This window comes from Arthrobacter sp. UM1 (assembly GCF_020483305.1).
In the GTDB taxonomy this organism is placed as follows: domain Bacteria; phylum Actinomycetota; class Actinomycetes; order Actinomycetales; family Micrococcaceae; genus Falsarthrobacter.
The window spans coordinates 204,127-228,774 of the sequence record NZ_JACWAB010000002.1; the positions used below are offsets into that span (position 1 = coordinate 204,127).

18 protein-coding genes are annotated in these 24,648 nt (G+C 70.8%); 5 read left to right on the forward strand and 13 right to left on the reverse strand.

Annotation, left to right across the window (positions count from 1 at the left end; translation table 11 throughout):
• Positions 1-54: 54 nt before the first annotated feature.
• From H9I38_RS04315 to H9I38_RS04350, 8 genes are all read right to left on the reverse strand, one after another.
• Positions 55-1,128, reverse strand: coding sequence for an acyltransferase family protein (locus H9I38_RS04315; RefSeq protein WP_226337516.1), 1,074 nt, complete (start codon positions 1,126-1,128; stop codon positions 55-57).
• Positions 1,125-1,991: a hypothetical protein gene (locus H9I38_RS10940; protein ID WP_226337517.1), complete on the reverse strand. Its 867-nt coding sequence runs from the start codon at positions 1,989-1,991 to the stop codon at positions 1,125-1,127. The genes H9I38_RS04315 and H9I38_RS10940 overlap by 4 nt, the downstream gene beginning before the upstream one ends.
• Entirely contained in the window at positions 1,981-3,339 is a 1,359-nt protein-coding gene (locus H9I38_RS04325) for a lipopolysaccharide biosynthesis protein (RefSeq protein WP_226337518.1), read from the reverse strand. Before H9I38_RS04325 ends, H9I38_RS10940 begins: the two co-directional genes overlap by 11 nt.
• Positions 3,332-4,300, reverse strand: coding sequence for a nucleotidyltransferase family protein (locus tag H9I38_RS04330; protein WP_226337519.1), 969 nt, complete (start codon positions 4,298-4,300; stop codon positions 3,332-3,334). The genes H9I38_RS04325 and H9I38_RS04330 overlap by 8 nt, the downstream gene beginning before the upstream one ends.
• 9 nt (positions 4,301-4,309) lie before the next feature.
• Positions 4,310-5,920: a polysaccharide biosynthesis tyrosine autokinase gene (locus H9I38_RS04335; RefSeq protein WP_226337520.1), complete on the reverse strand. Its 1,611-nt coding sequence runs from the start codon at positions 5,918-5,920 to the stop codon at positions 4,310-4,312.
• Positions 5,921-5,999: 79 nt separating this feature from the next.
• Positions 6,000-7,265 carry a nucleotide sugar dehydrogenase gene (locus tag H9I38_RS04340; RefSeq protein ID WP_226337521.1) on the reverse strand — a complete coding sequence of 422 codons (1,266 nt, stop codon included), beginning with the start codon at positions 7,263-7,265 and terminating at the stop codon, positions 6,000-6,002.
• A gap of 218 nt (positions 7,266-7,483) precedes the next feature.
• The gene (locus H9I38_RS04345; RefSeq protein WP_226337522.1) at positions 7,484-8,695 is read right to left on the reverse strand and encodes an ATP-binding protein; all 1,212 of its coding nucleotides are present in this window, start codon (positions 8,693-8,695) and stop codon (positions 7,484-7,486) included.
• 26 nt (positions 8,696-8,721) lie between these two features.
• Positions 8,722-9,219, reverse strand: coding sequence for a DUF2505 domain-containing protein (locus tag H9I38_RS04350; protein ID WP_226337523.1), 498 nt, complete (start codon positions 9,217-9,219; stop codon positions 8,722-8,724).
• 173 nt (positions 9,220-9,392) lie between these two features.
• On the opposite strand from H9I38_RS04350, the gene mfd reads away from it, so the two are divergent.
• Together mfd and H9I38_RS04360 are read left to right on the forward strand one after the other, a co-directional pair.
• The gene (gene mfd, locus H9I38_RS04355) at positions 9,393-13,007 is read left to right on the forward strand and encodes a transcription-repair coupling factor (protein ID WP_226337661.1); all 3,615 of its coding nucleotides are present in this window, start codon (positions 9,393-9,395) and stop codon (positions 13,005-13,007) included.
• Positions 13,008-13,116: 109 nt separating this feature from the next.
• A complete protein-coding gene (locus tag H9I38_RS04360; protein ID WP_226337524.1) occupies positions 13,117-13,917 on the forward strand; it encodes a GNAT family N-acetyltransferase in 801 nt (266 codons plus the stop codon).
• Here the strand turns inward: H9I38_RS04360 and H9I38_RS04365 are convergent.
• The 5 genes from H9I38_RS04365 to H9I38_RS04385 form a co-directional block, all read right to left on the reverse strand.
• Positions 13,914-15,335, reverse strand: a complete 1,422-nt coding sequence (locus H9I38_RS04365) for a threonine/serine ThrE exporter family protein (RefSeq protein ID WP_226337525.1) — start codon at positions 15,333-15,335, stop codon at positions 13,914-13,916. The two genes, H9I38_RS04360 and H9I38_RS04365, sit on opposite strands and share 4 nt — an antisense overlap.
• 200 nt (positions 15,336-15,535) lie before the next feature.
• Positions 15,536-15,787 carry a hypothetical protein gene (locus H9I38_RS04370; RefSeq protein ID WP_226337526.1) on the reverse strand — a complete coding sequence of 84 codons (252 nt, stop codon included), beginning with the start codon at positions 15,785-15,787 and terminating at the stop codon, positions 15,536-15,538.
• Positions 15,788-15,947: 160 nt separating this feature from the next.
• Positions 15,948-16,637, reverse strand: coding sequence for a deoxyribose-phosphate aldolase (gene deoC, locus H9I38_RS04375; protein WP_226337527.1), 690 nt, complete (start codon positions 16,635-16,637; stop codon positions 15,948-15,950).
• A 93-nt stretch (positions 16,638-16,730) separates the two neighbouring features.
• Positions 16,731-18,548 carry a phospho-sugar mutase gene (locus H9I38_RS04380; protein ID WP_226337528.1) on the reverse strand — a complete coding sequence of 606 codons (1,818 nt, stop codon included), beginning with the start codon at positions 18,546-18,548 and terminating at the stop codon, positions 16,731-16,733.
• 31 nt (positions 18,549-18,579) lie between these two features.
• On the reverse strand, positions 18,580-19,407 hold the full coding sequence (locus tag H9I38_RS04385; protein WP_226337529.1) for a purine-nucleoside phosphorylase: 828 nt from the start codon (positions 19,405-19,407) through the stop codon (positions 18,580-18,582).
• A 101-nt stretch (positions 19,408-19,508) separates the two neighbouring features.
• Here H9I38_RS04385 and H9I38_RS04390 point away from each other — a divergent pair, with 101 nt between their 5' ends.
• The 3 genes from H9I38_RS04390 (at position 19,509) to H9I38_RS04400 (ending at position 24,550) form a co-directional block, all read left to right on the forward strand.
• Positions 19,509-20,663 carry a MauE/DoxX family redox-associated membrane protein gene (locus tag H9I38_RS04390; protein ID WP_226337530.1) on the forward strand — a complete coding sequence of 385 codons (1,155 nt, stop codon included), beginning with the start codon at positions 19,509-19,511 and terminating at the stop codon, positions 20,661-20,663.
• The gene (locus H9I38_RS04395; RefSeq protein ID WP_226337531.1) at positions 20,660-22,075 is read left to right on the forward strand and encodes an NAD(P)H-quinone dehydrogenase; all 1,416 of its coding nucleotides are present in this window, start codon (positions 20,660-20,662) and stop codon (positions 22,073-22,075) included. Before H9I38_RS04390 ends, H9I38_RS04395 begins: the two co-directional genes overlap by 4 nt.
• Before the next feature lie 852 nt (positions 22,076-22,927).
• Complete coding sequence (locus tag H9I38_RS04400) at positions 22,928-24,550, forward strand: MFS transporter (protein WP_226337532.1); 1,623 nt, start codon at positions 22,928-22,930, stop codon at positions 24,548-24,550.
• Positions 24,551-24,648: the final 98 nt, after the last annotated feature.

The following is a 24,648-nucleotide window of genomic DNA, read 5'->3' on the forward strand; positions in this document are numbered from 1 at the left end:
CCGCAGGCCATCGCGGGGACCTCGGGGGAGGGGTGTGAGAATTCGCGGCTAGCGTCACGCGGTTGTCGACTGAGCCGGATGAGATGCTCGGGCCCGTCGCGGACGCGGTTTGCCGGAACGAGCTCCGCTCCCCCGGGCGGGATCCGTTTCCCTCTGCGGCACACCCAGAAGCCACGGTGAAAGCCTCGTGCGATGTGCCCCGAGCGCGAGTGCCCAGCACAGACCTGCGGAGACGGCGAAAAGCAAGGGCTCCGGCAGAAGCGGGCGCATTGCCCACAGAACGATCGCATGGCCGAGGACCACGCCGAGCCCCGTCAGCGCGAGACTGTTCACCCACCGGCGTACTCGCAGCGGCAGGACCGAGTCCAAAGGACGTGCGGCGAGGAAGAGCCCCAGACAGATCGCGCAGGCCGTAGCCACGCCGAGGAGGGGGACGCCGAAATCGCCGGCTTTCAGGTCGAGGGGACGGCGGACCAGCAGCGTCACGGCAGCGCCGACGGACAGCAGAGCCAGGCCCACGGGCAGGGGGCGGCGGACGTTCGGCTCGATGCGGCGGGCGAGCTCGCCGAACCACATGAACACCAGGGAGGCGGCGCCGATGCCTGCTGACCACGGAGTCGCGGCGTATACGCTGCCGAGCAGTGCGCCGCTCGCTGCGAGGAGAGCGAAGAGCGCGCCCCTCCACCAGAAGGGGATCCGCTCCATAAGGCGGTACAGCACTGCGGCGACGATGAGTGCCGTCACAAACCAGAACGCCGAGAACGGCAGGGTGAGCCTCCGGCCGCCCAGCAGCAGCCGGACGGCCGTCCCGGCTTCTGCGCTCAGCGTGTGAGGGACCGCGATGAGCAGGTAAACGGGGGCGAGGACAGCGAGGAAGGTCAGGTAGGGCAGCAGGACGGTCTTGGCACGGACCAGCGCCTCGGCCCGAACTGTTCTCCGCTGAGGAGACCAGAAGTACCCGCTGGCGAAGAAGAAGAGCGGAACGTGCCACGGATAGAAGGCGAGCCGCGACCATTCGTAGGCCCACGTGTGTCCCGCCACCACGGCAAGAATGCCGAACACGCGCACGGCATCGACGTCCGCTCGCCGTGCGGCCGGCTGATGCGGAAGCGCCCGGCGAGCGGTCACGCTGGTTCTTCCGCGATGCGCTCGATGAGCTCGGGGTCCAACGAGGCGGCCAGCTGACGGTCGTTGCCGCCGTCGCTCACATTGGAGCGGTGGAGCGCGACCCCCTGGGTCCGAGGGAAGGTGACGCAGCGGATGGCTTCGCTGTCCAGGACCCGGCGGCGGAGCCCGGCGCGGACGGCGCTTACGTTGAGCCAGATGTCGTCCGCCTTGGGAGCGTGCTCCAGGAACGCCTCGCCCTGGGAGAGCATGGCCTCCTGAAGCTCCGGCGTCAGGACCGTGCCGGCTCCGCTGGTGAGGAAGACGCGGTGGCTCAGGCCGTCCTGCGGCGCGGCGGGCCTCCAGCTGCGGTAGGGCAGCAGGCTCTGCGCGGCGTCGGTGCCGATGAAGTGGCCGCGGAGGCCGAACAGCCCGTCCGGAGTCCTCGCGTATTCGTCGGCCAGCATCGCGAGCCATGAGCGGTCGTAGAGGATGTCGTCGTCGGCCACGACGAGCGGACGGATCCCGCCACCAGCCTCGCCGCTCGCGTACGGGTGCCACTTCTTGTGGGGCCCGATGTCGCGAGTGCGCAGGACCTCCAGGCCGCGGTCCATGAGGCGACGGAGCATGGGGCTGGACTCGGGGGCGAAGCCGTCGTCGCTGATCCAGAGGATGAGGCGGCGGGGGCGGACACGGCCGGCGGCGATCGACTCGACGGCGTACGGGACCGCGGAGAGCCGCGCCCCGTACGAGGTAAGGCAGAGGTCGAAGGGCGCCTCGCCCGTCACCGGACGCCTCGAGAGGTGATTCGCCGCGCGGAGACGGCCCATGACGGCGGCCTTGACCGCCTGCTTGAACGGGGGACGAAGGGGCGGGTCAAGGTGCACGGTTCACTCCTGAGCGGCGTCGGACGGTGGACAGGACGAGGCTGACATCGCTGCGGCGAAGGCCGTAGAACGCGGCGAATGGCATGCCGAACGCCTTCCGCAGCCAGAAGACGTTGGCCGTTCCCGCCACCCACGCTCCGACCAGGGTGGCCAGTGCTGCGCCCAGCGCGCCCCAGTGCGGCACGGCGGCGAAGAAGACCGCCATGTTGGCCACCGCCGCGAACAGCATAGAGAGGCTGCGCAGCCCGGGGCGACCTCGGGCCGAGAGCCCCGAGCCGGCCACGGACCCGGCGGAGCCGGCCACCGTGGCGAGGACGAGGACAGCCGAGGGCAGGAGCGAGCGCTCGAAGTCCTGCCCGAAGACGGCGGGCAGCGCCCAGGGCAGGACGGCGATGAGGGGGACGGCGACGACGGCGGTCGCCGTCGACGTGAGGCGGGAGAGCAGCTGCAGCCGCGCGGCGGAGCGCTCGGCGTCCGCCTCGGCATCGGCGGCGTCCGCCGAGAACACGACGGCGCGGACACCGGCGGCGACCACGGTGGGCAGCTCGCCGATGGAGACCGCGACGGCGTAGAGGCCGAGCTCCTGCTCGCCGGAAAGGGGGACCATGAGGAGCTGGTCGACCCGGGAGAGGACGATGCCAGAGAGCGCACCCAGCCAGATCCGGTGCCCGTAGCCGAACAGATCGCGGTACCGGGGAGGGCCGACCGCGCCGGAGCTGGGCAGACGGCGCAGGACGGGCAGCAGGACGAGCCCGCCGGCCAGGGGCGAGAGGAGCATGACGAGCACCGCGCTGAACACGGTGAGCTCGCCGGCGGCGAAGAGGACGGCGATGACGACGAGCCGCAGCCCGTTGGTGACGAACGACTCTCGCGCTTGCAGCGCGAAGGCGTGGGCGCCGCTCGCCACGGCCCGGAGCCCGAAGACGAGGAAGGTGGGAGGAGTGAGGAGAGCGCTGACGACGAGGTGGGCCTGGAGGTCCTCGTTTCCGGCAGCGAGCATCGGGGAAGCGGCCCACGTTGCGAGACCCGCGAGGAGCCCGAGCCCTGCGAAGAGAAGGAGGACCCGGCGGGCGAGGGCCTGGTTCTCGTGGCGGTTGCGCGCGACGAAGTACGTCCCCGCCTCGCCGAGGCCGAACGTCAGGACGGCGGTGGTGAACAGAACTGGGGCGTTGGCCGCGGCGAGCTCTCCGCGGCCGTCCTGGCCGAGGGCTCGTGCGAGGAGCGGGGCGGTGATGAAGGCCGCCAGCGGCCCGAGGAGCAGGCTGATGAAGACATGGCTCAGACTCCGGGCGAAGGACCTGCGCGCGGGAGCCGTGGCCGGGCTCGCGGTGCTCGATGTCTTACCCATGCCTGCGGAGCTCCCTCAGAGTGACAGCCGTGTCCCGGAGGACGGTGGGAACGCTGCGGGCGAAGCGGCGGAGACGGGTCAGACGCAGTCGCCGCAGCTCGGACGGGGTGGAGGTGACGGCCGAGAGGTCGGTGGCTCCGAGCCCCGCACGCGAGGGATGGAGGGCGTCCCGGAGCACAGCCGCCTTCTTCCGCCAGGGCGCTCGCAGCAGGCGGATCAAGCGGATCGAGGCGGAGGTCTGGTTGGAGGTTCTCACGATCCAGTCCGCATCCGGCGCGGGGAAATCGACAGCGCGCGCAGTCTCGGGGAAGTGCTCCTCGAGAAACGGCCGGAGCGCTGCGAGCGCGCCCGTCTCCTCGGCGAGAACGATGAGCTCGCGCATCTCCCGCTCCGAGAGGCGCTCTGCGAGGAACTCCGCCTCCTCCGAGGCGTCCAGAGCCCAGGGGCTGCGCAGGAGATGGAGGAGCTGGACGAGCGCTGTGCCGAGCCGATCCGGATGCCGCACGGGAACGCCCGCGACCTCAGTGGTCCCCGAGCGGCGGGCCAGACACGCGAAGACCTCCTCAGCCGGAGCGCTGAAGCCGGGGAAGCGCCAGTGCACGTCGATGTCGATCGGCCAGAGGGGGTGGTAGAAGCTCCTCGAGTGGTGGGGGAAGACGTGATCCTCATCATCCTCGGGACGCTCGACCCATCCCCGTGCTCGAACGGCGGCAGCGAACTCCTCGACGGAGTCTGGGCGGACGAGGACGTCGACATCCGCGGACACCCGGGGCGGTCGCAGACCGGCCTCGACGGCCAAGGGGCCTTTGACCACCAGGGCGTCCGGCGCCGCAAGGCTCACGATGCTGTGAGCCAAGCGGACAGCGACGGCGACGGGAAGCCTCAGCCGGGCCGGACCGGGCTGCTCGGGCGAAGAGGCACCGTCCCCGATGGGGGATGAGGGCTGGTGCGGGGGCAGCATGGGCGTCATTCACTCCGCAGGAGGCGTGACCGCCCTGCTTCCGCCCGCCGAGGATCCGCTCTTCGACGCCCGCTTGGCGCCGGACTTCGCCTCGGAGCGCACGCTCACCGCAGCAGAGCGGCTCTTGCTCGTGCGGATGCGGCGGCTCGGCTTCCTCTTCTTCCCGCCGGTGCCGCCCTCGGAGTAGTACGAATAGCCGTAGTAGTTGTAGCGGCTGGCCTGGCTCTTCGACGTGGGGACGCGGTTGAGGACGGCGCCGAGCACACGGGCGTTGACCTTCTCCAGGTTGCTCGTGGCTTTGCCGAGCTCCTCGACGGTGGTGCTGCCGGCCTGGACGACGATGAGCGCGCCGTCGAACCGCGCGGCGAGGATCGCCGCGTCCGTGACGGGGAGCAGCGGAGGAGCGTCGATGATGACGGTTCCCCGGGAGGCCAGGTCCATCATGAGCTGGCGCATGCGCTCGGAGGCGACGAGCTCCGAGGGGTTCGGGGGAATCGGGCCGGCGCCGAGGATGTAGAGGTTCGGCACGCCGTCGATCTGCTGCAGGACGTCGTTGACCTCGGCGCGGCCGACGACCACGTCCGTGAGGCCCACCGATTCCACGAGCTCGAAGGTCTTGGCGACGGTCGGACGGCGGAGGTCCGCGTCCACGAGGAAGACCGTCTCGCCCTGGGCGGCGATGTTGAGCGCGATGTTGTCCGCCACCGTGGACTTGCCGTCTCCGGGGAGGGCGCTCGTCACCGTGAAGATGCGGGGAGGGTGGTCCGGGTTCATGAACTGCACGTTGGTGCGCAGCTCCTTGAACGCCTCGGTGACACGGTGGTCCGCGGTGCTCCTGGTCTCCGTGCTCTCGCCCAGGATGCGGCGGTCATCGCCCACGACGCTCGAGATCGGGATGGTGCCCACCACGGGGATGTCGAAGTTCTGGGCCAGGATGTCCGCGGAGCGGATGCGGCGGTCGAAGTAGGCCTTGACGAGGGCATAGGCGGCGCCGAGGACCAGGCCTGCGAGGAGGCCGATGGCGAGCGCGATCTTCAGGTTGGGCGAGGAGGGCCCGGCGGGAAGGGTGGCCGGGTTGGTCGGGAGGATCCGGATGATGCTCTTGCCCTCCGAGCTCTCCGCATCCGGCGTGGCCGCGGACTTCCCCTCCTCGAGGTCAGCCACCTGCTTGGCGAGCGCCGCGATCCACGCGTCCGCCAGCCTGCGAGCCTCGTCCGGGGTGGCGCCCCGGGCCCTGATCTCGAGCTGGGCGGTGTCCAGCGGAACGCTCGCGGAGATGCGGCCGAGCGCCTGCTCGGGGCTGAGCGACAGGCCGGCCCGCTTGGCCGCGTCCTTGGCGACGACAGGGGACATGGCCAGGGTCTTGTACTGCGTTGCCTTCGACTTCACGAGGGAGTCGGCGGCCATGGCGAGGCCGAGGTTGTCGGTGGCTCCCGTGCTCACGACGCCGGTGGCCGCCGTCGTGTACGCCTTCGGCTGCAGCGCCGTCCAGCCGAGGGCCGCGATGAGGCCGAGCAGCGTGCACACGGCGATCGCGATCCAGTGGGCCTTGAGCGCGTGCCCTAGCTCGCGGATGTTCTTGGCTGTCGTGTCCCGCGTGGACTGGGGTTCCTCGTTCACGAGAATCTCCTCAGGGTTGGTGGTGGGGCGGCCTCTCGCGAGCGAGCGCGGCGGCCGGGGGCGCTGGGCGAGCGGCGGCTCAGAGCCGGACGGCGGACTCGAGGGCGGACGCGCCCCGCGTGTCGAAGAACAGGGACGCGGCCTGGGCGAGGGCGTCCACGTCATAGGAGGAGTGCTTCTGCAGGAGCACGACGAGGTCTGCGGACTCCACCGCCTCGGGGAGCGAGTCCACGCGGCGGAGGTCTCCGCTCGGCAGTCTCCAGGTCTCGATCCGGGGATCGTGGAAGGAGAGGTCCGCGCCGCGGCGCCGGAGCTCCTCCGCCACCGGAACGGCCGGCGACTCGCGCTGGTCCGCGATGTCCGCCTTGTAGGTCACGCCGAGCACCAGGACGCGAGCCCCGTTGATGGCCTTGCGGCCGTTGTTGAGCTCCTCCTGGATGCGGTCCACGGCGTACCGCGGCATCGAGGAGTTGATCTCCTGGGCGAGCTCGACGAACCGGAACGGGTAGCCCAGCGCGCGCTTGACCTCATAGGAGAGGTAGTTCGGATCAATCGGGATGCAGTGGCCGCCCACGCCGGGGCCCGGGTAGAAGGCCTGGAAGCCGAACGGCTTGGTCTTGGCCGCGTCGATGACGCTCCAGATGTCGATCCCCAGCTCGTGGCAGAACTTGGCCATCTCATTGACGAGCGCGATGTTGATGTGCCGGTACGTGTTCTCCAGCAGCTTGGCCGTCTCCGCCTCCCGGGCGCCCCTGACGGGGACCACGGTGTCCACGATCCGCCCGTAGAACTCCACGGCACGGCGTGTGGACTCGGGCGAGACCCCGCCCACGACCTTCGGGGTGTTCTTCAGGCCGAACACCGGATTGCCCGGGTCGATCCGCTCGGGGGAGAACGCGAGGAAGAAGTCCTCGTCCAGCCGCTTGCCGCCCTCCTCGAGGATCCCCTGGACCAGCGTGTCCGTGGTCCCGGGGTACGTGGTGGACTCGAGGACCACGAGGCAGCCCTGCTTCATGTGCTCCGCGATGGAGCGGGACGCCGCGATGACGGGCCCCATCTCCGGCGAGGAGCCGTCTGCCGCGAGCGGCGTCGGCACGCAGATGACGACGACGTCCGCGTCCGCGAGCGAGGCGGGGTCCGAGGAGGCCGTGTAGCCGAGGTCCAGCATCCGGCGGATGTCCTCATCCGAGAGGTCGTCCACATGGGAGCGGCCGGCGTTGAGCTGCTCGACGGTACGGGGATTGAGCTCAAGGCCGGTGGTGGCGAAGCCGGCCAGACAGGCCTCCTTCGCGAGGGGCAGGCCGACATAGCCCTGGCCGACGATGGCGAGGTGGGTGGGGGACATTCTTCTCCATGGAGCGAGTGCGAGTGCCGCTCCGGGAGGGGAGGCCCGAGCGGGTGCGGTGGAGGGACAGCCTCCCGCTGGGGGACGGGAGTTCAGCCTGTGCTGTTTTGATATTACCAGCGTCTGGCTTACTGTGCCGTTCCGCCCTCGCTCGATGGGAGCCCCGCGGGGTCAGGGGGAGGCCCCGTGCACTCGGGGTCTGCGCACCGCTCGAGGGGTCAGTGCGGCTCGGGGGCTCCAGCCGAGATCTCGATCACACCGGCCTCGAGGAGCTGGTCGAGCGCTCCCGAGACGATGCTCCGGCCTTCGGGGTGAGAGCCGTGCTCCTCTTCCACCCGGGCGACGATCTCGTCCAGCGTGGCCCAGGCAGGGCACGCGCTGTAGACGGAGAAGCCGAGGTCGCTCACCTCGAGGAGCGTGTCGGGAAGCATGAGGAGCAGGCGGTCGTCGACGGTGAGAGCCTGCCGGACGGCCTTGCGGCGGTAGCTCGCCGCTCCGGTGAGCGGGGCAGGAGCCTCGTCCGGCTGCGAGGGCACCTCGATGAGCTGCGGACGGTCGAAGGAGGCGGGCGGCTCGCTCAGAAGGCGTGCGACGACGGGCTCCAGGGCGGCCGAGTCCGAGTATGCGATGCGCACGAGGCCGCCCACGGACTCGATGAGATCGATCACCGCCGAGATGGGGCCCCTCATCGAAGGGGCGCCCGACATCTGCGGCACGAGCTGGTGGACCGCGTCGGCGGTCGGGATGCGCGTGACCTCGACGTCCGAGGGGAGATCTGCGGCGTCGACGCGCTCGAGGATCGCGACGGCGTGGAGGCGGGCGCCGCGCACGGTGGCGCCGAGTCCCAGCTCGTCGGGCGAGCGCTGGGCCTTCGGCTCGCCCTGGACCTCGATGACGGAGAGGGGCTTCGGGTAGGGGAGGACTGCGCCGTCGTCGATGAAGACGGTCTCGTCGGTGAGGTAGGAGAAGCGCTGTCCCAGCACACGGCAGGCCGTGGTCTTCCCGGTGCCGGAAGGGGCCACGAGGGCGACGGCCCGGCCCGTCGCCGGGTCGGCGAGACCCGCCGCGTGGAGCATGGGGTTCAGGCCGACGCGGGCGTTGATGGCCGCGAGGGTCACGGTGCTCGCGAGGCTCTGCTCGAGCTCGGCGACCGTGGCGCCCTCGGCGAGCGAGGGCTCGCCCTCCGAGCCGGACACCCACACCGCTGCGGCATGGGCGGAGCGGGCCTCGGCCAGCGCGTCCAGGGCCAGGCGCCGGGCGGCGGAGCCGGGCGCGGCCACCGCCGCCGGCGCGGGGTCAGACGTCTGATCGGGGGCGAGGCAGCGCGACCAGGACGAGCGGATCCGCTCGGCGTCTTCAGCGCTCAGGGACGCTCCGAGCAGGACCTCGACTGAGAGGTCGAAGACACAGAGCCGCATGGAGACGGGCATGGGGTACCGCTTGCCTGTGCGCTGCGTCAGCTCGCGTCGAGCCAGGCGTCGATCGAGCGCGCCTGGCGGCTCAGCGCCTTGCCGATGAGCGGCTCCGCGAACTTGGCGAGCTTGCCTCCCACGAAGGGGATCGACGAGGCGATGTCACCGCTCAGCTCGAGCTGGGCGCCGCCCTCGACGGGGCGGAGGGACTGGCGGCCCGAGACGGAGACGGGCGCGCCCTTGACCGAGATCTTGGTGCTCGCGGTGCGGGAGCCGTCCGCCTCCGGAGCGCCGAACTCGTCCACCTGCGTGAAGGCGAGCGACGATCCCACGAACTTCTTGGCGAAGTCCGGGACGCGGTCCGTGGGGGCCGAGCGCTCCACCGTGAGGGTGAAGGGGCCCGAGGCGTCCCCGTCCACCGTCATGGAGAGGAGGGAGCCCCCGAGGTCGGAGGCGGCGGTGCGCTGGAAGTCCTCGCTCGTGAGCGCCGTGACGACGTCCTCGACGCTGTGGCGGAGGAGCGTGTTGCCGGAGAGAGCCATGGAAGTCCTGCTTTCGTCGGTCGAGCAGCCTCGTCACGACGAGGCGCGGGGGACGGATGAGGCGTGTGCACACCTTGGAACCGATTTTACCGGACCTGTGCACAAAAGGCGCCGTGAGCGCGGGCGCTAGACTCGTCGAGACGCGATTCCCCCTGACTTCTGGAGCCTTGACTGTGCAGCTGACCGGCCTCCTCGACGCCCTCTCGGATCCCGCCTGGAGCACCCGTCTCCGGGGGCGGGCGGCCCACCTCGGCGAGGACGCCCAGGGCATCGCCCTCTCTGCGCCGAGCGGCCTCTGGCCGGCGGCGCTCGCCCAGGTCTCCGAGGCGAGCGGACAGCTCATCGTGGCGGTCACGGCCACGGGGCGCGAGGCCGACGACGTCGCGGCCTCCCTCGGCGCCTTCATGCCCGAGGACGCGGTGGAGGTCTTCCCGAGCTGGGAGACACTCCCGCATGAGCGCCTCTCGCCGCGCTCGGACACGGTGGGGCAGCGCCTCTCCGTGCTGCGGCGCCTGGCCCATCCGGAGACGGGGCCGGGGCCGCTGCGCGTCGTCGTCGTCCCCACCCGCGCTCTGGTGCAGCCGCTCGTCCAGGGACTCGGGGACCTCGCGCCCGTGACCCTGCGCACGGGGGAGGAGCCGGGGTTCGAGGCCACGGTGAAGGCCCTGCACAACGCGGCGTACGCGCGGACGGACATCGTCTCGCGGCGCGGGGAGTACACGGTGCGCGGCGGGATCATCGACGTCTTCCCGCCCACGTTGGACCACCCCGTGCGCGTGGACTTCTTCGGGGACGAGATCGAGTCCATCCGCGAGTTCGCGGTGGCGGACCAGCGGACCATCCCGGAGGCGCCGGAGCACCGGGAGATCGTGGCGCCGCCGTGCCGGGAGCTCCTCATCACGCCTTCGGTCATGTCCCGCGCCGCCAAGCTCAAGGACTCGATGCCGGCGGCGGAGTCCGTCCTGGAGAAGATCGCGGGCGGCGTGGCCGCGGAGGGCATGGAGTCCCTCGCGCCGCTGCTCGTGGACTCCATGGTGCCGTTCGTCTCGCAGGTGCCGCGGGACTCGCTCGTCGTCGTGCTCGAGCCGGAGCGCGTGCGGACGCGAGCGCATGACCTCGAGTCCACGAACGCGGACTTCCTGGCCGCCGCGTGGGCGAGCGCGACGAGCGGCTCGAACGCCCCGCTCGACCTCCGGCAGGCGAGCGAGTCCGGCGCGGAGGGCGTGGCCGAGCGGCTCGCCGCAGGGGACTTCCGATCCCTGGAGGAGACGAGGAGCGCGGCGCTCGAGGCGGGGTGCCACTGGTGGCAGATCGGCTCGTTCGAGCTGGACGAGGACGCTGCAACGGACGTGGACGTCATCTCGACGGGCGGCCGCGAGCCCGCGGCCTACCGCGGCAACGTCGCGGAGATGACCGAGTTCGTGGGCGGCCGCATCCGCGAGGGCTGGCGGATGGTCGTGGCCACCGCCGGGCCCGGTCCCGCGCAGCGCCTTGCCGAGCTCTTCCACGAGGCTGGCGTCCCCGCCACCCGGGTGGACAGCCTCGAGTCCCGCCCGCAGGCCGGGATCATCGAGATCACGACGGCGCCTGCGGGCCGCGGGTTCGTCCTCGACGCGGAGAAGCTCGCGCTGCTCACCGAGGCGGACCTGCTCGGGCGCTCCTCGCCCCGCTCCGTCCGCGACGGCCGGAGCATGCCCGCCCGCCGCCGCAAGAACCCCGTGGACCCGCTCCAGCTGGCCAAGGGGGACTACGTGGTCCACGAGCAGCACGGCGTGGGCCAGTTCGTGGAGCTCATCCAGCGGACGCAGGGCGCGGGCGCGGCCAAGACCACGCGCGAGTACCTCGTCCTCGAGTACGCGGCGAGCAAGCGGGGCGCGGCCAAGGACCGGCTGTTCGTCCCCACGGACCAGCTGGACCAGATCTCCAAGTACGTCGGCGGCGAGACGCCTCAGCTGTCCAAGATGGGCGGCTCGGACTGGGCCTCCACGAAGTCCAAGGCGCGGCGCGCGGTCAAGGAGATCGCGGCGCAGCTCATCCGCCTGTACTCGGCCCGCATGGCCTCGAAGGGGCACGCGTTCGGCCCGGACACCCCGTGGCAGAAGGAGCTCGAGGAGGCGTTCCCGTACATCGAGACGCCGGACCAGCTGACCACGATCAACGAGGTCAAGGCGGACATGGAGAAGCCGATCCCCATGGACCGGCTCATCTCCGGAGACGTCGGGTACGGCAAGACGGAGATCGCCGTGCGCGCCGCGTTCAAGGCGGTGCAGGACGGCAAGCAGGTGGCGGTGCTCGTGCCCACCACCCTCCTGGCGCAGCAGCACTTCGAGACCTTCTCCGAGCGCTTCGCGGGCTTCCCGGTGCGCGTCAAGGCCCTCTCCCGCTTCCAGACGGCCAAGGAGTCCAAGGAGACGCTCGCCGCCGTCAAGCAGGGGCAGGTGGACGTGCTCGTGGGCACCCACCGGATCCTCTCCAAGGAGGTCCAGTTCAAGGACCTCGGGCTCGTCATCATCGACGAGGAGCAGCGGTTCGGCGTCGAGCACAAGGAAGAGCTCAAGCGCATGCGGACCAACGTGGACGTCCTCGCGATGTCTGCGACCCCCATCCCGCGCACGCTCGAGATGTCCCTGACGGGCATCCGGGAGACCTCGACGCTCGCCACCCCGCCCGAGGAGCGCCACCCCGTGCTCACCTATGTGGGCCCGTACACCAACCAGCAGGTGACGGCGGCCGTGCGGCGCGAGCTGATGCGAGAGGGCCAGGTGTTCTACGTCCACAACCGCGTCTCCACGATCGACAAGGTGGCGGCGGACCTGCGGGAGATGGTGCCGGAGGCAAGGGTTGAGGTGGCTCACGGCCAGATGAGCGAGGCGAGGCTCGAGCAGCTCATCGTGGACTTCTGGGAGAAGAAGTTCGACGTCCTCGTCTGCACCACGATCATCGAGACCGGGCTGGACATCTCGAACGCGAACACGCTCATCATCGACCGCGCGGACTCGTTCGGGCTCTCCCAGCTGCACCAGCTGCGCGGGCGCGTGGGCCGCGGCCGCGAGCGGGCCTACGCATACTTCCTCTACCCCTCGGAGAAGCCCCTCGGGGAGCTCGCGCTCGAGCGCCTGCGGGCCGTCGCCTCGCATAACGAGCTCGGCGCGGGCATGCAGCTCGCCATGAAGGACCTGGAGATCCGCGGCGCCGGCAACCTGCTGGGCGGCGAGCAGTCGGGGCACATCGCCGGCGTCGGGTTCGACCTCTACATCCGGCTCGTCGGCGAGGCCGTCTCGGACTTCCGCGGCGAGGACACCGAGCAGGTGCGCGAGGTCAAGATCGAGCTGCCCGTCAACGCCCACCTCCCGCACGAGTACGTTCCCGGAGAGCGACTGCGCCTCGAGGCGTACCGGAAGCTCGCGGCCGCGAGCAGCAACGAGGAGATCGACGACGTCGGCGCGGAGCTCGTGGACCGATACGGGCCGATGCCCGAACCGGTGGAGAACCTCCTGGCTGTGGCCCGCTTCCGCGTGAAGGCGACCGCCGCCGGCGTCACCGAGGTCATGAGCCTCGGGAACAACATTAAGTTCGCCCCGGGCGAGCTGCCGGAGTCCAGGACCCTGCGGCTCAAGCGGATGTACCCCGGCGCCGCCTACAAGCCGGCGCTCAAGGCGATCATGGTGCCTCGGCCCAAGACCGCGCGGATCGGGGGCCGGGACCTCGTGGACGGCCCGCTGCTCGCCTGGGCGGAGGAGTTCGTCGAGGCGATCTACGCGGACGCGCCTGCGGCCGGGGAGGCGTAGCCCGGTGTGTGAGTCCTTGGATGGGGAGCGCCTGCTCCCGCCTGCGCTGCGCACTGACGTCGGCATCCTCCGGCTGAAAGGCTCCTTCGTTGAGGACCGAGGAGACCACGTGCTGCTCCGCACTCCGCAGAATCCCCAATTCCACTGGGGAAACTGCATCCTGGTGACCGAGGGAGACGTGGACGACGCTCAGCGATGGACCGCTGAGTTCTCGCGGGCGTTTCCGGAGGCAGACTGGGTCGCCGTCGGTCTGCCCCGGTCACCTGGCGATGAGGGGAGGCGCGCGTATGCGGCGGCGGGGCTGACCGTCCGACGACTGAGCGCCATGGACGCGGAGACGGCTCCGCCGAGGACTGCCTGTCCTGATGGTTTCCAGTCGCGTCCCCTCGAGACGAACAGTGACTGGGAGCAGCTCATCCGCATGGACATCGAGGAGGCATGCGCGGACGGCGTGTACGCAGCGAGTGCCTACGAGCCCTTCGCGCGCGGCCAAGCCGCCGCTGCCCGTGAGCTGTGCAGCCGCGGACGGGCGGTGTGGCTCGGGGCCTTCTCAGGCAGGCGGCTGTGCTCTGCCCTGGGGGTCGTGCTGCTCGGGGCGGACAGGGCCGGTGACTCCAGAGCGAGGAGCCGCGAAGCGCGCTACCAGTCAGTCCTCACCGCGCCGAGCCACCGGCGTCGCGGTCTGGCCGGTCACCTCATCGGCGAGGCCGGAGGCTGGTCCGCCGCCGCGGGGGCCCAGCGGTGGACCATCGTCACGGAGTCGGACAATCCTGCGGGACGGCTCTACGCCTCGATGGGATTCCGGCACGCCGAGCCGAGCTTCGAGGCCTACCGGGCGCCGAGGGTCGCTGACGAGAGTCAGGACCCCCGGCAGCTCGACGCGGAGTCCGGAGACGGGCGCGCTGCCTAGTACGTTCCCTTCGGGCGCCGGAAGACCGGGAGCATGATGTCCCGGGGGTGGTTCTCATCGATGCTCTCGGATTCGAAGTCCTGGTCCGGATGGTTCCGCTGGAACTGCTTCTTCCTCAGCTTCCAGAGGAGGTCCGTCACGAGGAACTGCCCCAGGATCCCGCCGAGGGCCAGGCAGAAGGCGGTGACGCTCGCTTCGAGAAGCGTCTTGCCGGAGCCGTCCACGTTGAACACGGACCCGAGGAGGCCCTGGTAGACGAGCATGCCCGGGAAGAGGGGAAGCAGCGCCACCGTCATGATGGCGTTGGACGAGAGATTGAGAGGTCGGGCCGCGAGGACCGACGCCGCACCGACGGCCGCCGCCGTCAGCCCCGTGGCCGGGTAAGCGGCCATGCTGATCTCGAGTCCGGAGGAGATGAGCTGGGCCCCGGCGCCGAGGGTCGCCATGACGGCTGTGCGGAGGAAGGTGCTTCCGCTGGACATGGCGAACCCTGCCGCGACCAGCGCGGCCCCCGCAACCGAGAGCGCCCAGGTCTCCGGGGCCGGGCTCACAGCGTCCACGAACTTGAGGTTGGGGTCGAGGAGCTGAGCGAGCGCGACGCCGCTGGAGACCCCGGCGACGAGCCCTGCCGTGCAGGTCAGCCCGTCGATGAGCCGACCCGTGGCCGAGAGGTACCAGCCCGTGATGGCGTCCTGCACGGCGCCGTAGGAGGCCATGCCCGCGAGCTTGGCGGCGAGCGCCGAGACGATGCAGATCGTCACTTCGCTGCCCGTGACGAACGGGCTGAACGCCGTTGCGGCCAGCGCGGCAACGAATCCTCCGAGCGCGTAGGAGAAGATGCCTGGGGCATGCGTCTTCGCCAGCAGACGGAAGACGTAGGACACGAGACAGGAGATCGCGGCTGCGCCGATCGTGATGATCGCGTCTCCGCCGAGGACCTGGCTGAAGCCCGCGCCCAGAAGCGCGTAGCCCAGGAGAGTCCGCCAGAGATGGCCCGTGGGCTTGGCCTCGATCTGTGTCGTCAGCTCCTCGGTGGCCTCGGCGGGAGTGAGCTCGCCCATGAAGTAGCGCTCGAGCACCTCTTCCGCACGGGAGCGCCACCAGATGTCGAGCGAGCCGGCCGGGAACTCGAAGACACGGGTGTGGGGCGTGCCGGTGCCGTGTCCGTGCTCGCTCAGGATGAGCTGGCCGAGCGTGACGCTGACGGTGACGCCTTTGAGGCCCGCAGTGTCGCAGACCGCTTGGAGAGCCGAGGTGGTGGAGGCCGAGCTGGCGCCGCTCTGGATGAGGGCGGAGCCGGCGACGGTGATGAAGCGGTGGACCTCGTCGGTCTCAGTGGTATCCGAGGCTGTTTGCTCGGTCTCCTCGGGGAGGGACTTCTCGTCGTCGGACATCGGCGCTGAGCGGGTGGAAGGCATGGGGATCCTGCGGGACGGGTGCGGGGGACGGGCGCTCCGGCAGGAAAGCTGAGGCGGCCGGACGCTGAAGGAAGGTCTGAGCGCCATTCTGCCCCGAGGATCCCGAGGGCGACAACCGGCCGTCTGCGCACGCGAGAGGGGCCGGGACGCGCACGGCGTCCCGGCCCCTCTGGCGTGGGTGGTGAAGTCTGCTGAGAAGGTCAGCGGCGCTCGTGCGAGTCCCCGCGGCCGATGATCTGGCAGGGGACGAAGTACGCGAGGCTGCTCAGGGCGATCACGGCGATGAAAGGCCACATCGTGGTGAACGTGACGAAGTTGAGCAGGTAGAAGCCGAGGAGGAGCAGCGCGAGCAGCACCACGAACGTCACGAGGTTGGAGACGAGGTGTCCCTCTCCGGCGTGGAGCTTCGGGCGAGCGTCCCGGTTCACGCGGGTGTGGGCTTCGTGTGCCATGGTTCCGTCCTTCGAGTGAGTGGAGCGTGAGCTGCTAGACAGTTTTCCTTAACATCCTAGCGAACTGCCAGGGGCCTCGGCATGCTCCGGCGATGAGCGGCCCGGGCCGTCTCGAGTCCAGCGTGCACCGCCCTGGGCGCCTCACCGCTTCGCTGCGCGGTCAGTAGGCGGACGTTCCCTGTCCGCCCGTGACGATCGCGATGCCCGAGCTCGCGCCGATGCGGGTAGCGCCGGCCTCGATCATCGCGAGCGCGTCCTCGCGGCTGCGGACCCCGCCCGAGGCCTTGACGCCGACCTCCGAGCCCACGGTCCGGCGCATGAGGGCCACGTCCTGCGCCGTCGCGCCCCCGCCGTTGAAGCCCGTGGAGGTCTTGACGAAGTCGGCTCCCGCCTCGACGGCGGCCTCGCAGGCGAGGACCTTGGCCTCGTCGTCCAGCAGGGAGGTCTCGATGATGACCTTGAGCAGCGCCCCCTCCGCGTGGACGACGGCGGCCACGGCCGAGACGTCCGCGACGAGGGCGCGGCGGTCTCCCCGGCGGGCGGCGGCGATGTCGATGACCATGTCGATCTCCCGGGCGCCGTCCTCGAGCGCGAGGCGCGCCTCGAAGGCCTTGGCCTCCGGGCGGGTGGCGCCCAGCGGGAAGCCGACCACGCAGCAGACGGCCGTGTCCGAGCCCTGGAGGGCCTTAGCGGCCGTCGACGCCCAGACGGGGTTGACGCAGACGGAGAAGAAGCGGTGCTCCCGGGCCTCGGCGCAGAGGCGCTCGACGTCCTCCCGGGAGGCCTCCGGCTTGAGGAGGGTGTGGTCGATGAAGCGGGCGAGGTCGTCGGGGGCGCTGGTGTCAGTCATGGTTGTCTCCACAGGGTTCGGGTGCGGTGCTGGGCAGTCGGCCGGGCTCTGCCGCGCGGGGAGCCTCGGCCGGGGAGCGGTTCCGGCTGCCTCCTACAGGCCGAGGGCGTCCGAGAGGTCCTCGCGGATCCGGGCGATCCGCTCCTGCGCGGTCTCCTTCGCTGCGGCGAGTTCCGAGGTCGTGTCCGCCTCGACGATCGTCTCGATGTAGGCCTTGAGCTTCGGCTCCGTGCCGGACGGCCGGACGATGACGCGGGACCGGTCCCGGGTCAGGTAGAGGAGGCCGTCCGTGGGCGGCAAGGCCTCCCAGCCCTCCGAGAGGTCCACGACCTCGACGACGTCCGAGCCGCCGAGGCTCTCCGGGGGAGCGGTGCGCAGCCGTCCCATGAGGGGCGTGACGAGCGAGATGCTGCCGAGCCGGAGGGACAGCTGGTCCGTCTGGTGGACACCGTGCTTGAGGTACAGCTCGTCCAGGACGTCGAACAGGGTGCGGCCCTCCGCTTTGAGCGAGGCTGCGATGTGCGCGATGGCGAGTCCCGCCGTGATGCCGTCCTTGTCCCGGACCAGACCGGGCGTGACGAGGTAGCCGATGGCCTCCTCGAAGCCGAACCGCAGGCCGGCCTCCCGCGCGATCCACTTGAACCCGGTCAGCGTCTGCCGGTGCTCGACCCCGGCGGCCTCGGCCATCGCGCCGAGCAGGCGCGAGGACACCACCGAGTTGGCGACGACGTTCTGGCCGTCCCCGCCGCCCGCTCCGTCAGCGCCGCCGTCAGCGGCGCCGTCCGCGATCCGCTCGAGGGCCCATGCCCCGAACACCGCGCCGAGCTCGTCCCCGCGCAGCATCCGCCACGCGCCGAGCTCCGGGTCCAGGGCCGCGACGGCGCAGCGGTCCGCGTCCGGGTCATTGGCGATGACGAGGTCCGCGCCCTCCCGCTCGGCGGTCTTGAGGGCCAGGTCGATGGCGCCGGGCTCCTCCGGATTCGGGAAGGAGACCGTCGGGAAGTCCGGGTCCGGCTCCTGCTGCTCTGCAACGGGGGTCACGCGCGTGTAGCCGGCGCGGCGGAGGAGGTCCACGAGGGTGGCGCCGCCGACTCCGTGCATGGCCGTGGTCACGATCGAGAGCTCGTGCTCCGCCGGGCCGAGCGCCTCGAGGGCGGCTGCGATGTAGCGCTCCCGGACGTCCGCGTCCAGAACGGTCCACCCGGACTCGGCCGTGGGGATCTCGTCCGCCGGCGCGAGGTCCTCGAGGATCGCCGAGGCGATCTGTCCGTCATAGGGCGGCACGATCTGCGCTCCCTGCCCGGGGCCCGTGACCACCCGTCCGCCGAGGTAGACCTTGTAGCCGTTGTCGGCGGGCGGATTGTGGCTCGCCGTGACCATGATTCCGGCGTCCGCGCCCAGCTCGCGGAGGGCGAAGGCGAGCACCGGCGTCGGCAGCGCGGACGGGAGAACGGAGACCGCGAGGCCCGCCGCCGTGAGCACCCCGGCGGACTCCCGGGCGAAGTCTGCGGAGCGGTGCCGGGCGTCGAACCCGATGACCACATGCGGAGCGCTGGAGAAGCCGCTGCGCTTGGCCTCCGCGGTGAGGAAGCGGGCGAGCCCTGCCGCGGTGTGGCGCACGACGGCGACGTTCATGCGGTTGGGGCCAGGCGCGATGGCGCCCCGCAGACCCGCAGTGCCGAACTCGAGCCGTCCGTTGAACATCGAGGCGATCTTCGACTCCGCCGTGGCTTTCGCGGCGGGGTCAGAGCCCTCCGCAGCCCGGATGAGGGAGCGGAGCTCCTCGGCGGTGGCCGGGTCAGGGTCCGACTCGGCCCAGGCGCGAGCCCGGTCCAGCAGCGGCAGCTCGGAACCGGCGGGATTCTGCCGGTCCGAGCCGGTGGACTGGGACTGGGACTGACGGGACGTCATCGTGCGGAATGCCTTTCGCGTGGAGAAGGGGTCAGGAGTCCGAGACGGGGAGCTTCGCGATGATGTCCGCAAGCAGCCTCGAGATGCGCGGTCCCGCCTGGCGGCCGGCCTCGATGACCTCGGCGTGGTCCAGGGCCTCCTCCGTGCTGCCCGCGGCGAGGTTGGTCACGAGGGACATCGCGAAGACCTCCATGCCCGCGTGGCGGGCGGCGATGGCCTCGAGCGCCGTCGACATGCCCACGAGGTCTCCGCCGACGGTGCGGAGGAAGCGGATCTCCGCGGGGGTCTCGTAGTGCGGCCCGGGCAGCTGGACGTAGGTTCCGTCCGGGAGCTGCGGGTCCACCGAGCGGGCGAGCTCCGCGAGCCGCGGGGAGTAGAGGTCCGTGAGGTCCACGAACGTGGCGCCCTCCAGCGGGGACGCTGCCGTGAGGTTGATGTGGTCCGAGACGATGACCGGCGTCCCCGGCCCCCACTCGGGGCGCAGGGACCCGCAGCCGTTGGTGAGGATCATGGTCTTGACGCCGGCCGCTGCCGCGGTGCGCACTCCGTGGACGACGGCGCGCACGCCCTTGCCCTCGTAGTAGTGCGTCCGAGCGCCGAGCACGAGGACCCGGTGGCCGGCGGGCGTGAGCACGGACCGGATGGTGCCCACGTGTCCCGGGACGGAGGGGGCGTGGAAGCCCGGGACCTCGTCCGCGGGCAGGGTGTGGGTGGTCTCGCCGATGAGCTCCGCGGCCTCGCCCCAGCCCGAGCCGAGCGTCAGCGCGATGTCATGGCGCTCCACGCCGGTGGCCTCTGCGATGTGGGCGGCCGCCTCACGGGCCGCATCGAATCCGGGGTGTTGAGAATCATGCTGCACGCACCTCAGCCTAGTCGGCTTCCTGGGAGAATGGCTGGGTAGTACCTCTTGCCGAGCCCCCGCTCGGCCTGTCAGATCGGTGAATCCGTCCAATGCTGCCTGTGTTCGTCTCAGCAATGGCCCAGCTCTTCCTCGCCGGGGTGTTCCTGGCCTCCGGTGCGGGGAAGCTCCGCTCGCCTGGCTCCGTCGCCGCGGCCGTCTCCGCCCTCGGTCTGCCCGCCTCCCTGGGGCGCGGCCCCCTGGCCCGTGCGTTCCCGTGGTGCGAGATCGCCCTCGGCGCCGCGCTGCTCCTCGTCTGGACGCCGTTCGGCGCCGTCCCCGCCCTCGTCTCCGCGCTCCTCTGCGCTGCGTTCGCCGTGCTCGTGGGGCGGGCCGTGGCCCGGGGAGCCTCGGAGTCCTGCAGCTGCTTCGGCGCCGAGGACGGCGCTCCGATGTCGTGGCACACGGTCGCCCGCAACGTCTGCCTGGTGCTGCTGTCCCTCGCCGCCGCAGCGGGCCGCCTCGCCTCGGGCAGCCTGGACCGGGACATCCTCTCGGGGCAGGGGGCGCTCGCCGCCGTCGTCGTCGCCGTTCTCGCGGCAGGCGTCTGGTTCCTCGCCGCCAGCGTGGGCGCGGGTCCCCGCCGATCCGCAGAGCACCGCGCTCCCGAGGCCGCGGGAGCTGACGCCGCAGCCGGTCAGCCGCTCACCCGCCTGCCCGCCGTGGCGGAGCCCGCCGACGGCGAGCCGGCCGACTACGTCCGCCGCCCGAACCCTCTCGCCTTCCTTGAAGGCGTCTCGGAGGACACGCCGGACGTGCTCACGAGCCACCTCTACGAGAGCGGGCCGGTCGTGGCGCTCATCGTCTCCCCGTACTGCGGTCCGTGCCTCAGCCTCCGCGAGGAGGAAGACCGCCTGCGCGAGCTGCTGCCGGACGTGCTCATCGTCTACATCCTCGGGCTCGAGGACAGCACGCTGCCGGAGCATTGGAAGGACTCGCCCTTCCCCGTGTACCGCGATCCGCACGACGTCTTCGTCGGCTCCGTCGCCCCCGGTGGGACCCCCGCGCTCGTGCTCCTCGGCACGGACGGGATGCTCGCGGCTGGGCCTGAGTACGGACCGAGTGCCATCATGGAGACGGCTGAGGAGATCGCCGCCGTGCTCGCCGAGCAGGGGTCGGCTCCCCAGACGGCGGCCCCGCTGCCAGAGAACGACGACGACGCCGTCGCCCCGCACCCCACCGAGACCCCGCACCCCATCGGAGAAGAGACGCCGTGAGCACCCCGCAGCACCAGACCGTCCGATCCCTCGTCATCGTGGGCGGCGGCCCCGGAGGATACGAGGCCGCGCATGTGGCCCGCTCCCTCGGCGCCGACGTCACCCTCATCGAGCGCCAGGGGCTCGGCGGCTCTGCGGTGCTCACGGACGTGGTCCCCTCCAAGACCCTCATCGCCTCCGCCGATGTCATGACGCGCATCAACGCCGCGCGCGAGCTCGGCGTCCGCGTGGGCCACTCGGCCATCCGCGCGAACCACGTCTCGGCCGACCTCGGCATGGTCCACGAGCGCCTGCTCGGACTCGCCCGCCAGCAGTCCGAGGACATCCGGGCCGGGCTCGAGGCGGCCGGTGTGCGGATCGTCGACGGCGAGGGGCGGCTCGACGGGCCGCAGGCCGTCGTCGTCGGAGAAGGCGAGGAGCAGGAGCGGTTCGAGGCGGACGCGATCCTCCTGGCCGTGGGTGCGCACCCGCGCGAGCTCGAGTCCGCCAAGCCGGACGGGGAGCGCATCTTCACCTGGACTCAGGTGTACAACCTCAAGGAGATCCCGGAGCACCTCATCGTCATCGGCTCCGGCGTGACGGGCGCCGAGTTCGCGTCCGCCTACAACGGGCTCGGCGCGAAGGTCACGCTCGTCTCCAGCCGCGAGCGCGTGCTGCCCGGCGAGGACCAGGACGCGGCCGAGGTGCTCGAGCAGGCCTTCGCGGACGCCGGCATGAACGTGGTCTCCAAGAGCCGCGCCAACGCCGTGGAGCGGACCGAGGAGGGCGTGCGCGTCACGCTGTCCACCGGCGAGACGATCGACGGGAGCCACTGCCTCCTGGCCGTGGGGTCCATCCCGAACACGGAGAACCTGGGGCTCGAGGAGGCCGGAGTGCGCCGGTCCGAGTCCGGGCACATCGAGGTGGACGCCGTCTCCCGCACCTCCGTGCCGAGCATCTACGCCGCCGGCGACTGCACCGGCGTGTTCCCGCTCGCGTCCGTGGCCGCGATGCAGGGGCGGATCGCGATGGCGCACTTCCTCGGCGACTCGGTGCAGACGCTCAAGCTGAAGCGCGTCGCCTCGAACATCTTCACGGCGCCGGAGATCGCCTCGGTGGGCGTGAGCGAGGCCGAGGTCCGGGACGGGCGCGACGACGCCGACATCCAGATCCTCCCTCTCAAGACCAACCCGCGCGCCAAGATGATGGACGTCAAGGCCGGGTTCGTGAAGATCATCGCCCGGAAGGACTCGGGGTCCGTCATCGGCGGCGTGGTCGTGGGGCCGCGCGCCTCGGAGCTCATCTACTCGTTGGCGCTCGCGGTGAACCTGAAGCTGCACGTGGACGACGTGGCCAACACCCTCACCGTCTACCCGTCCCTGAGCGGGTCCATCGGCGAGGCGGCGCGCCGGCTGCACCACCGGGAGTCGTAGGAGGGCCGGGGCGGGGCGGGCTCCGGGGCCGGCGGGGCGCAGGGGCGGCGGAGCGGCGCCCAGCGCCGGCGCTTCGCACCCACTTCTGTGCACCCTTTGGTCGTTCACACCCGTTTCCGCTCCCCCCCCCCCCCCGGTTCACACCCGTTTCCGCTCGCCCTCTCCATTCACACCCGTTTTTGCTCAGAATCGGCGTCGTTTACGGGTGTATTCGTCGTTAACCGGGTGTGGTGGCGATTTCGGGTGTAGAAGGCGCTGGAGCGACACCTCTGCGGGAGCAGGTGGGAGAGAACGAGGGAGCGGGGCTTCCTCTGAGGAAGACCACAGCCTGAACCGCTTCTGGCACGAGGGCACCCGACCTTGTTGGCTCCGCCGCACCCTGTCCAGCTGCGCGCCTCGAGTAGTCCGCACCCGTTTTCGCTCACATCGCTCGGTTCACACCCGCTTCCGCTCACCCTCTCCATTCACACCTGTTTTCGCTCAGAATCGGCGTCGTTTACGGGTGTATTCGTCATTAACAGGGTGTGGTGGCGATTTCGGGTGTGTTGACGATGTTGGGTGTGACTGCGGCTTGTGAGTTCGGGGTGGCGGCGTCGTTGAGAGTGTGCAAGCGGCCTCCGGAGGTCTAGCGGGAGGGGCGTGAGCTCGCGGCACTGGGTGCACTTGCGTGGAGGGGCGGGCGAAGGGAGGCAGGAGGAGAGAGGGGAGGCCGAGGCTCTTGAACGGGCTGATCAGAACCGGTGGGCGTCCAGATTGCGGACTTCAGGCGATCCAGCATGTGAGCAATGGCAAGGTTGATCCATTGACACTGGCCCGGTCAGACAGTGGCGGGGCGGAGAAGAAAGGCGCCTCATGGACACAGCGGACCGATCAGGTGTGAACAGCGCGAAGGGCACGGAGACGGAGGCCCGCGTGGAGAGCGCGGACCGGAGCACGGAGACGGAGGCCCGCGTGGAGAGTGCGGACCGGAGCACGGAGCCGGAGGCCCGAGTGGACGGCACGGATGGCCGTCGAGGCAGCGGAGCTCGTGCTGACGGCGCAGGGGACCGGGCAAGCGGCGCGGCCCGAGTGGAGGGCAACGACGGCGTGGAAGTCGGCGTGGAGGACGTGACGCCCCGCAACTCGAGGGGGCGGGTCATCTTCGCGAGCCTCATCGGCACCACGATCGAGTTCTACGACTTCTACATCTACGCCACCGCGTCCGTGCTGGTGTTCCCCAAGCTGTTCTTCCCCCATGCCACGGATCTCAACGCGATCCTGTCCTCGTTCGCGGTCTTCGGCGTGGCGTTCGTGGCCCGGCCCATCGGCGCCTTCCTGTTCGGCCACTACGGCGACCGGCTCGGCCGCAAGGTCACGCTCGTGGCCTCGCTGCTGGTCATGGGCGTCTCCACGTTCCTCATCGGCGTCCTGCCCACGGCCACGAACAGCGTGACCACGGTCCTCGCGCCGCTGCTGCTCGTCATCCTGCGCTTCCTCCAGGGCATCGCGCTCGGCGGCGAGTGGTCCGGCGCCGCGCTCCTCGCCACGGAGAACGCCCCGGCGGGCAAGCGTGCCGTCTACGGGACGTTCCCCCAGCTGGGCGCGCCGATCGGCTTCATCCTGGCCAACCTGCTCTACATCGCCATGAGCTCGGCGCTCAGCCCGGAGCAGTTCATGGCGTGGGGCTGGCGCGTGCCGTTCCTGCTCTCGGCTGTGCTCGTCGCCGTCGGGCTCTACGTGAGGCTCAAGCTCATCGAGTCCGCCTCGTTCCGGAAGGTGGTGGAGCAGAACGCCGTCGAGAAGCTGCCCATGACCGCGATGTTCCGCAACCACACGGGGCGCATGGTCTTCGGCACGCTCGCGATGCTGGCCACGTACGTGCTCTTCTACCTCATGACCTCGTTCACGCTGACGTTCGGCACCACGCCGGCCACGAAGGAGGCCGCGGCCGCGGCGGCGGCGAAGACGGGCAAGGCCTTCGACGCGGCCACGTTCGTCCCGGGCATGGGCATCCCGCGGACGGAGTTCCTGTGGATGCTCATCATCGGCGTCGTGTTCTTCGGCGTCTTCACGGTGCTCTCGGGGCCGTGGGCGGAGAAGATGGGCCGGCGGAACCTGGTCATCGGAGTGTCCGCGGCGATCGCGGTGTTCGGCGCCCTCTGGCAGCCGCTGGTCTCGATGGGGCGGCCGGGGGCGATGATCCTGCTCGTCGTCGGCTTCGCGCTCATGGGCACCACGTTCGGTCCGATGGCGGCGTATCTGCCGGAGCTGTTCCCCTCGAACGTCCGGTACACGGGCTCGGCGGTGGCCTACAACCTGGCCTCGGTCATCGGCGCCGCGCCGGCGTCCTTCGTGGCGGTCTGGCTCTGGCAGAAGGCGCACGGGAGCGTGGTGCTCGTGGGGCTGTACCTGGCGCTCTCGGCGGTCATCACGCTGATCGCGGTGTTCTTCTCCAGGGACACGCGCGACGTGGCGTATGAGGACAACGTGGCCTGACGATCGCCCAGGTGCTGCCTGGGACCAGTTCTGGGCCACAGGGGCCGTGCGGGCCCGAGCAGGGCCTTGCAGGCCCTCGGGGCGGGGGCGTTGAATCG

What these genes read in the sequence shown, in the direction of transcription:
- H9I38_RS04325 (WP_226337518.1), bottom strand. Translation starts at nt 3,339, where the DNA reads ATGGGTAAGACATCGAGCACCGCGAGCCCGGCCACGGCTCCCGCGCGC.
- H9I38_RS04330 (WP_226337519.1), bottom strand. Translation starts at nt 4,300, where the DNA reads ATGCTGCCCCCGCACCAGCCCTCATCCCCCATCGGGGACGGTGCCTCT.
- H9I38_RS04340 (WP_226337521.1), bottom strand. Translation starts at nt 7,265, where the DNA reads ATGTCCCCCACCCACCTCGCCATCGTCGGCCAGGGCTATGTCGGCCTG.
- H9I38_RS04345 (WP_226337522.1), bottom strand. Translation starts at nt 8,695, where the DNA reads ATGCCCGTCTCCATGCGGCTCTGTGTCTTCGACCTCTCAGTCGAGGTC.
- H9I38_RS04350 (WP_226337523.1), bottom strand. Translation starts at nt 9,219, where the DNA reads ATGGCTCTCTCCGGCAACACGCTCCTCCGCCACAGCGTCGAGGACGTC.
- H9I38_RS04365 (WP_226337525.1), bottom strand. Translation starts at nt 15,335, where the DNA reads ATGCCTTCCACCCGCTCAGCGCCGATGTCCGACGACGAGAAGTCCCTC.
- H9I38_RS04370 (WP_226337526.1), bottom strand. Translation starts at nt 15,787, where the DNA reads ATGGCACACGAAGCCCACACCCGCGTGAACCGGGACGCTCGCCCGAAG.
- deoC (WP_226337527.1), bottom strand. Translation starts at nt 16,637, where the DNA reads ATGACTGACACCAGCGCCCCCGACGACCTCGCCCGCTTCATCGACCAC.
- H9I38_RS04380 (WP_226337528.1), bottom strand. Translation starts at nt 18,548, where the DNA reads ATGACGTCCCGTCAGTCCCAGTCCCAGTCCACCGGCTCGGACCGGCAG.
- H9I38_RS04400 (WP_226337532.1), top strand. Translation starts at nt 22,928, where the DNA reads ATGGACACAGCGGACCGATCAGGTGTGAACAGCGCGAAGGGCACGGAG.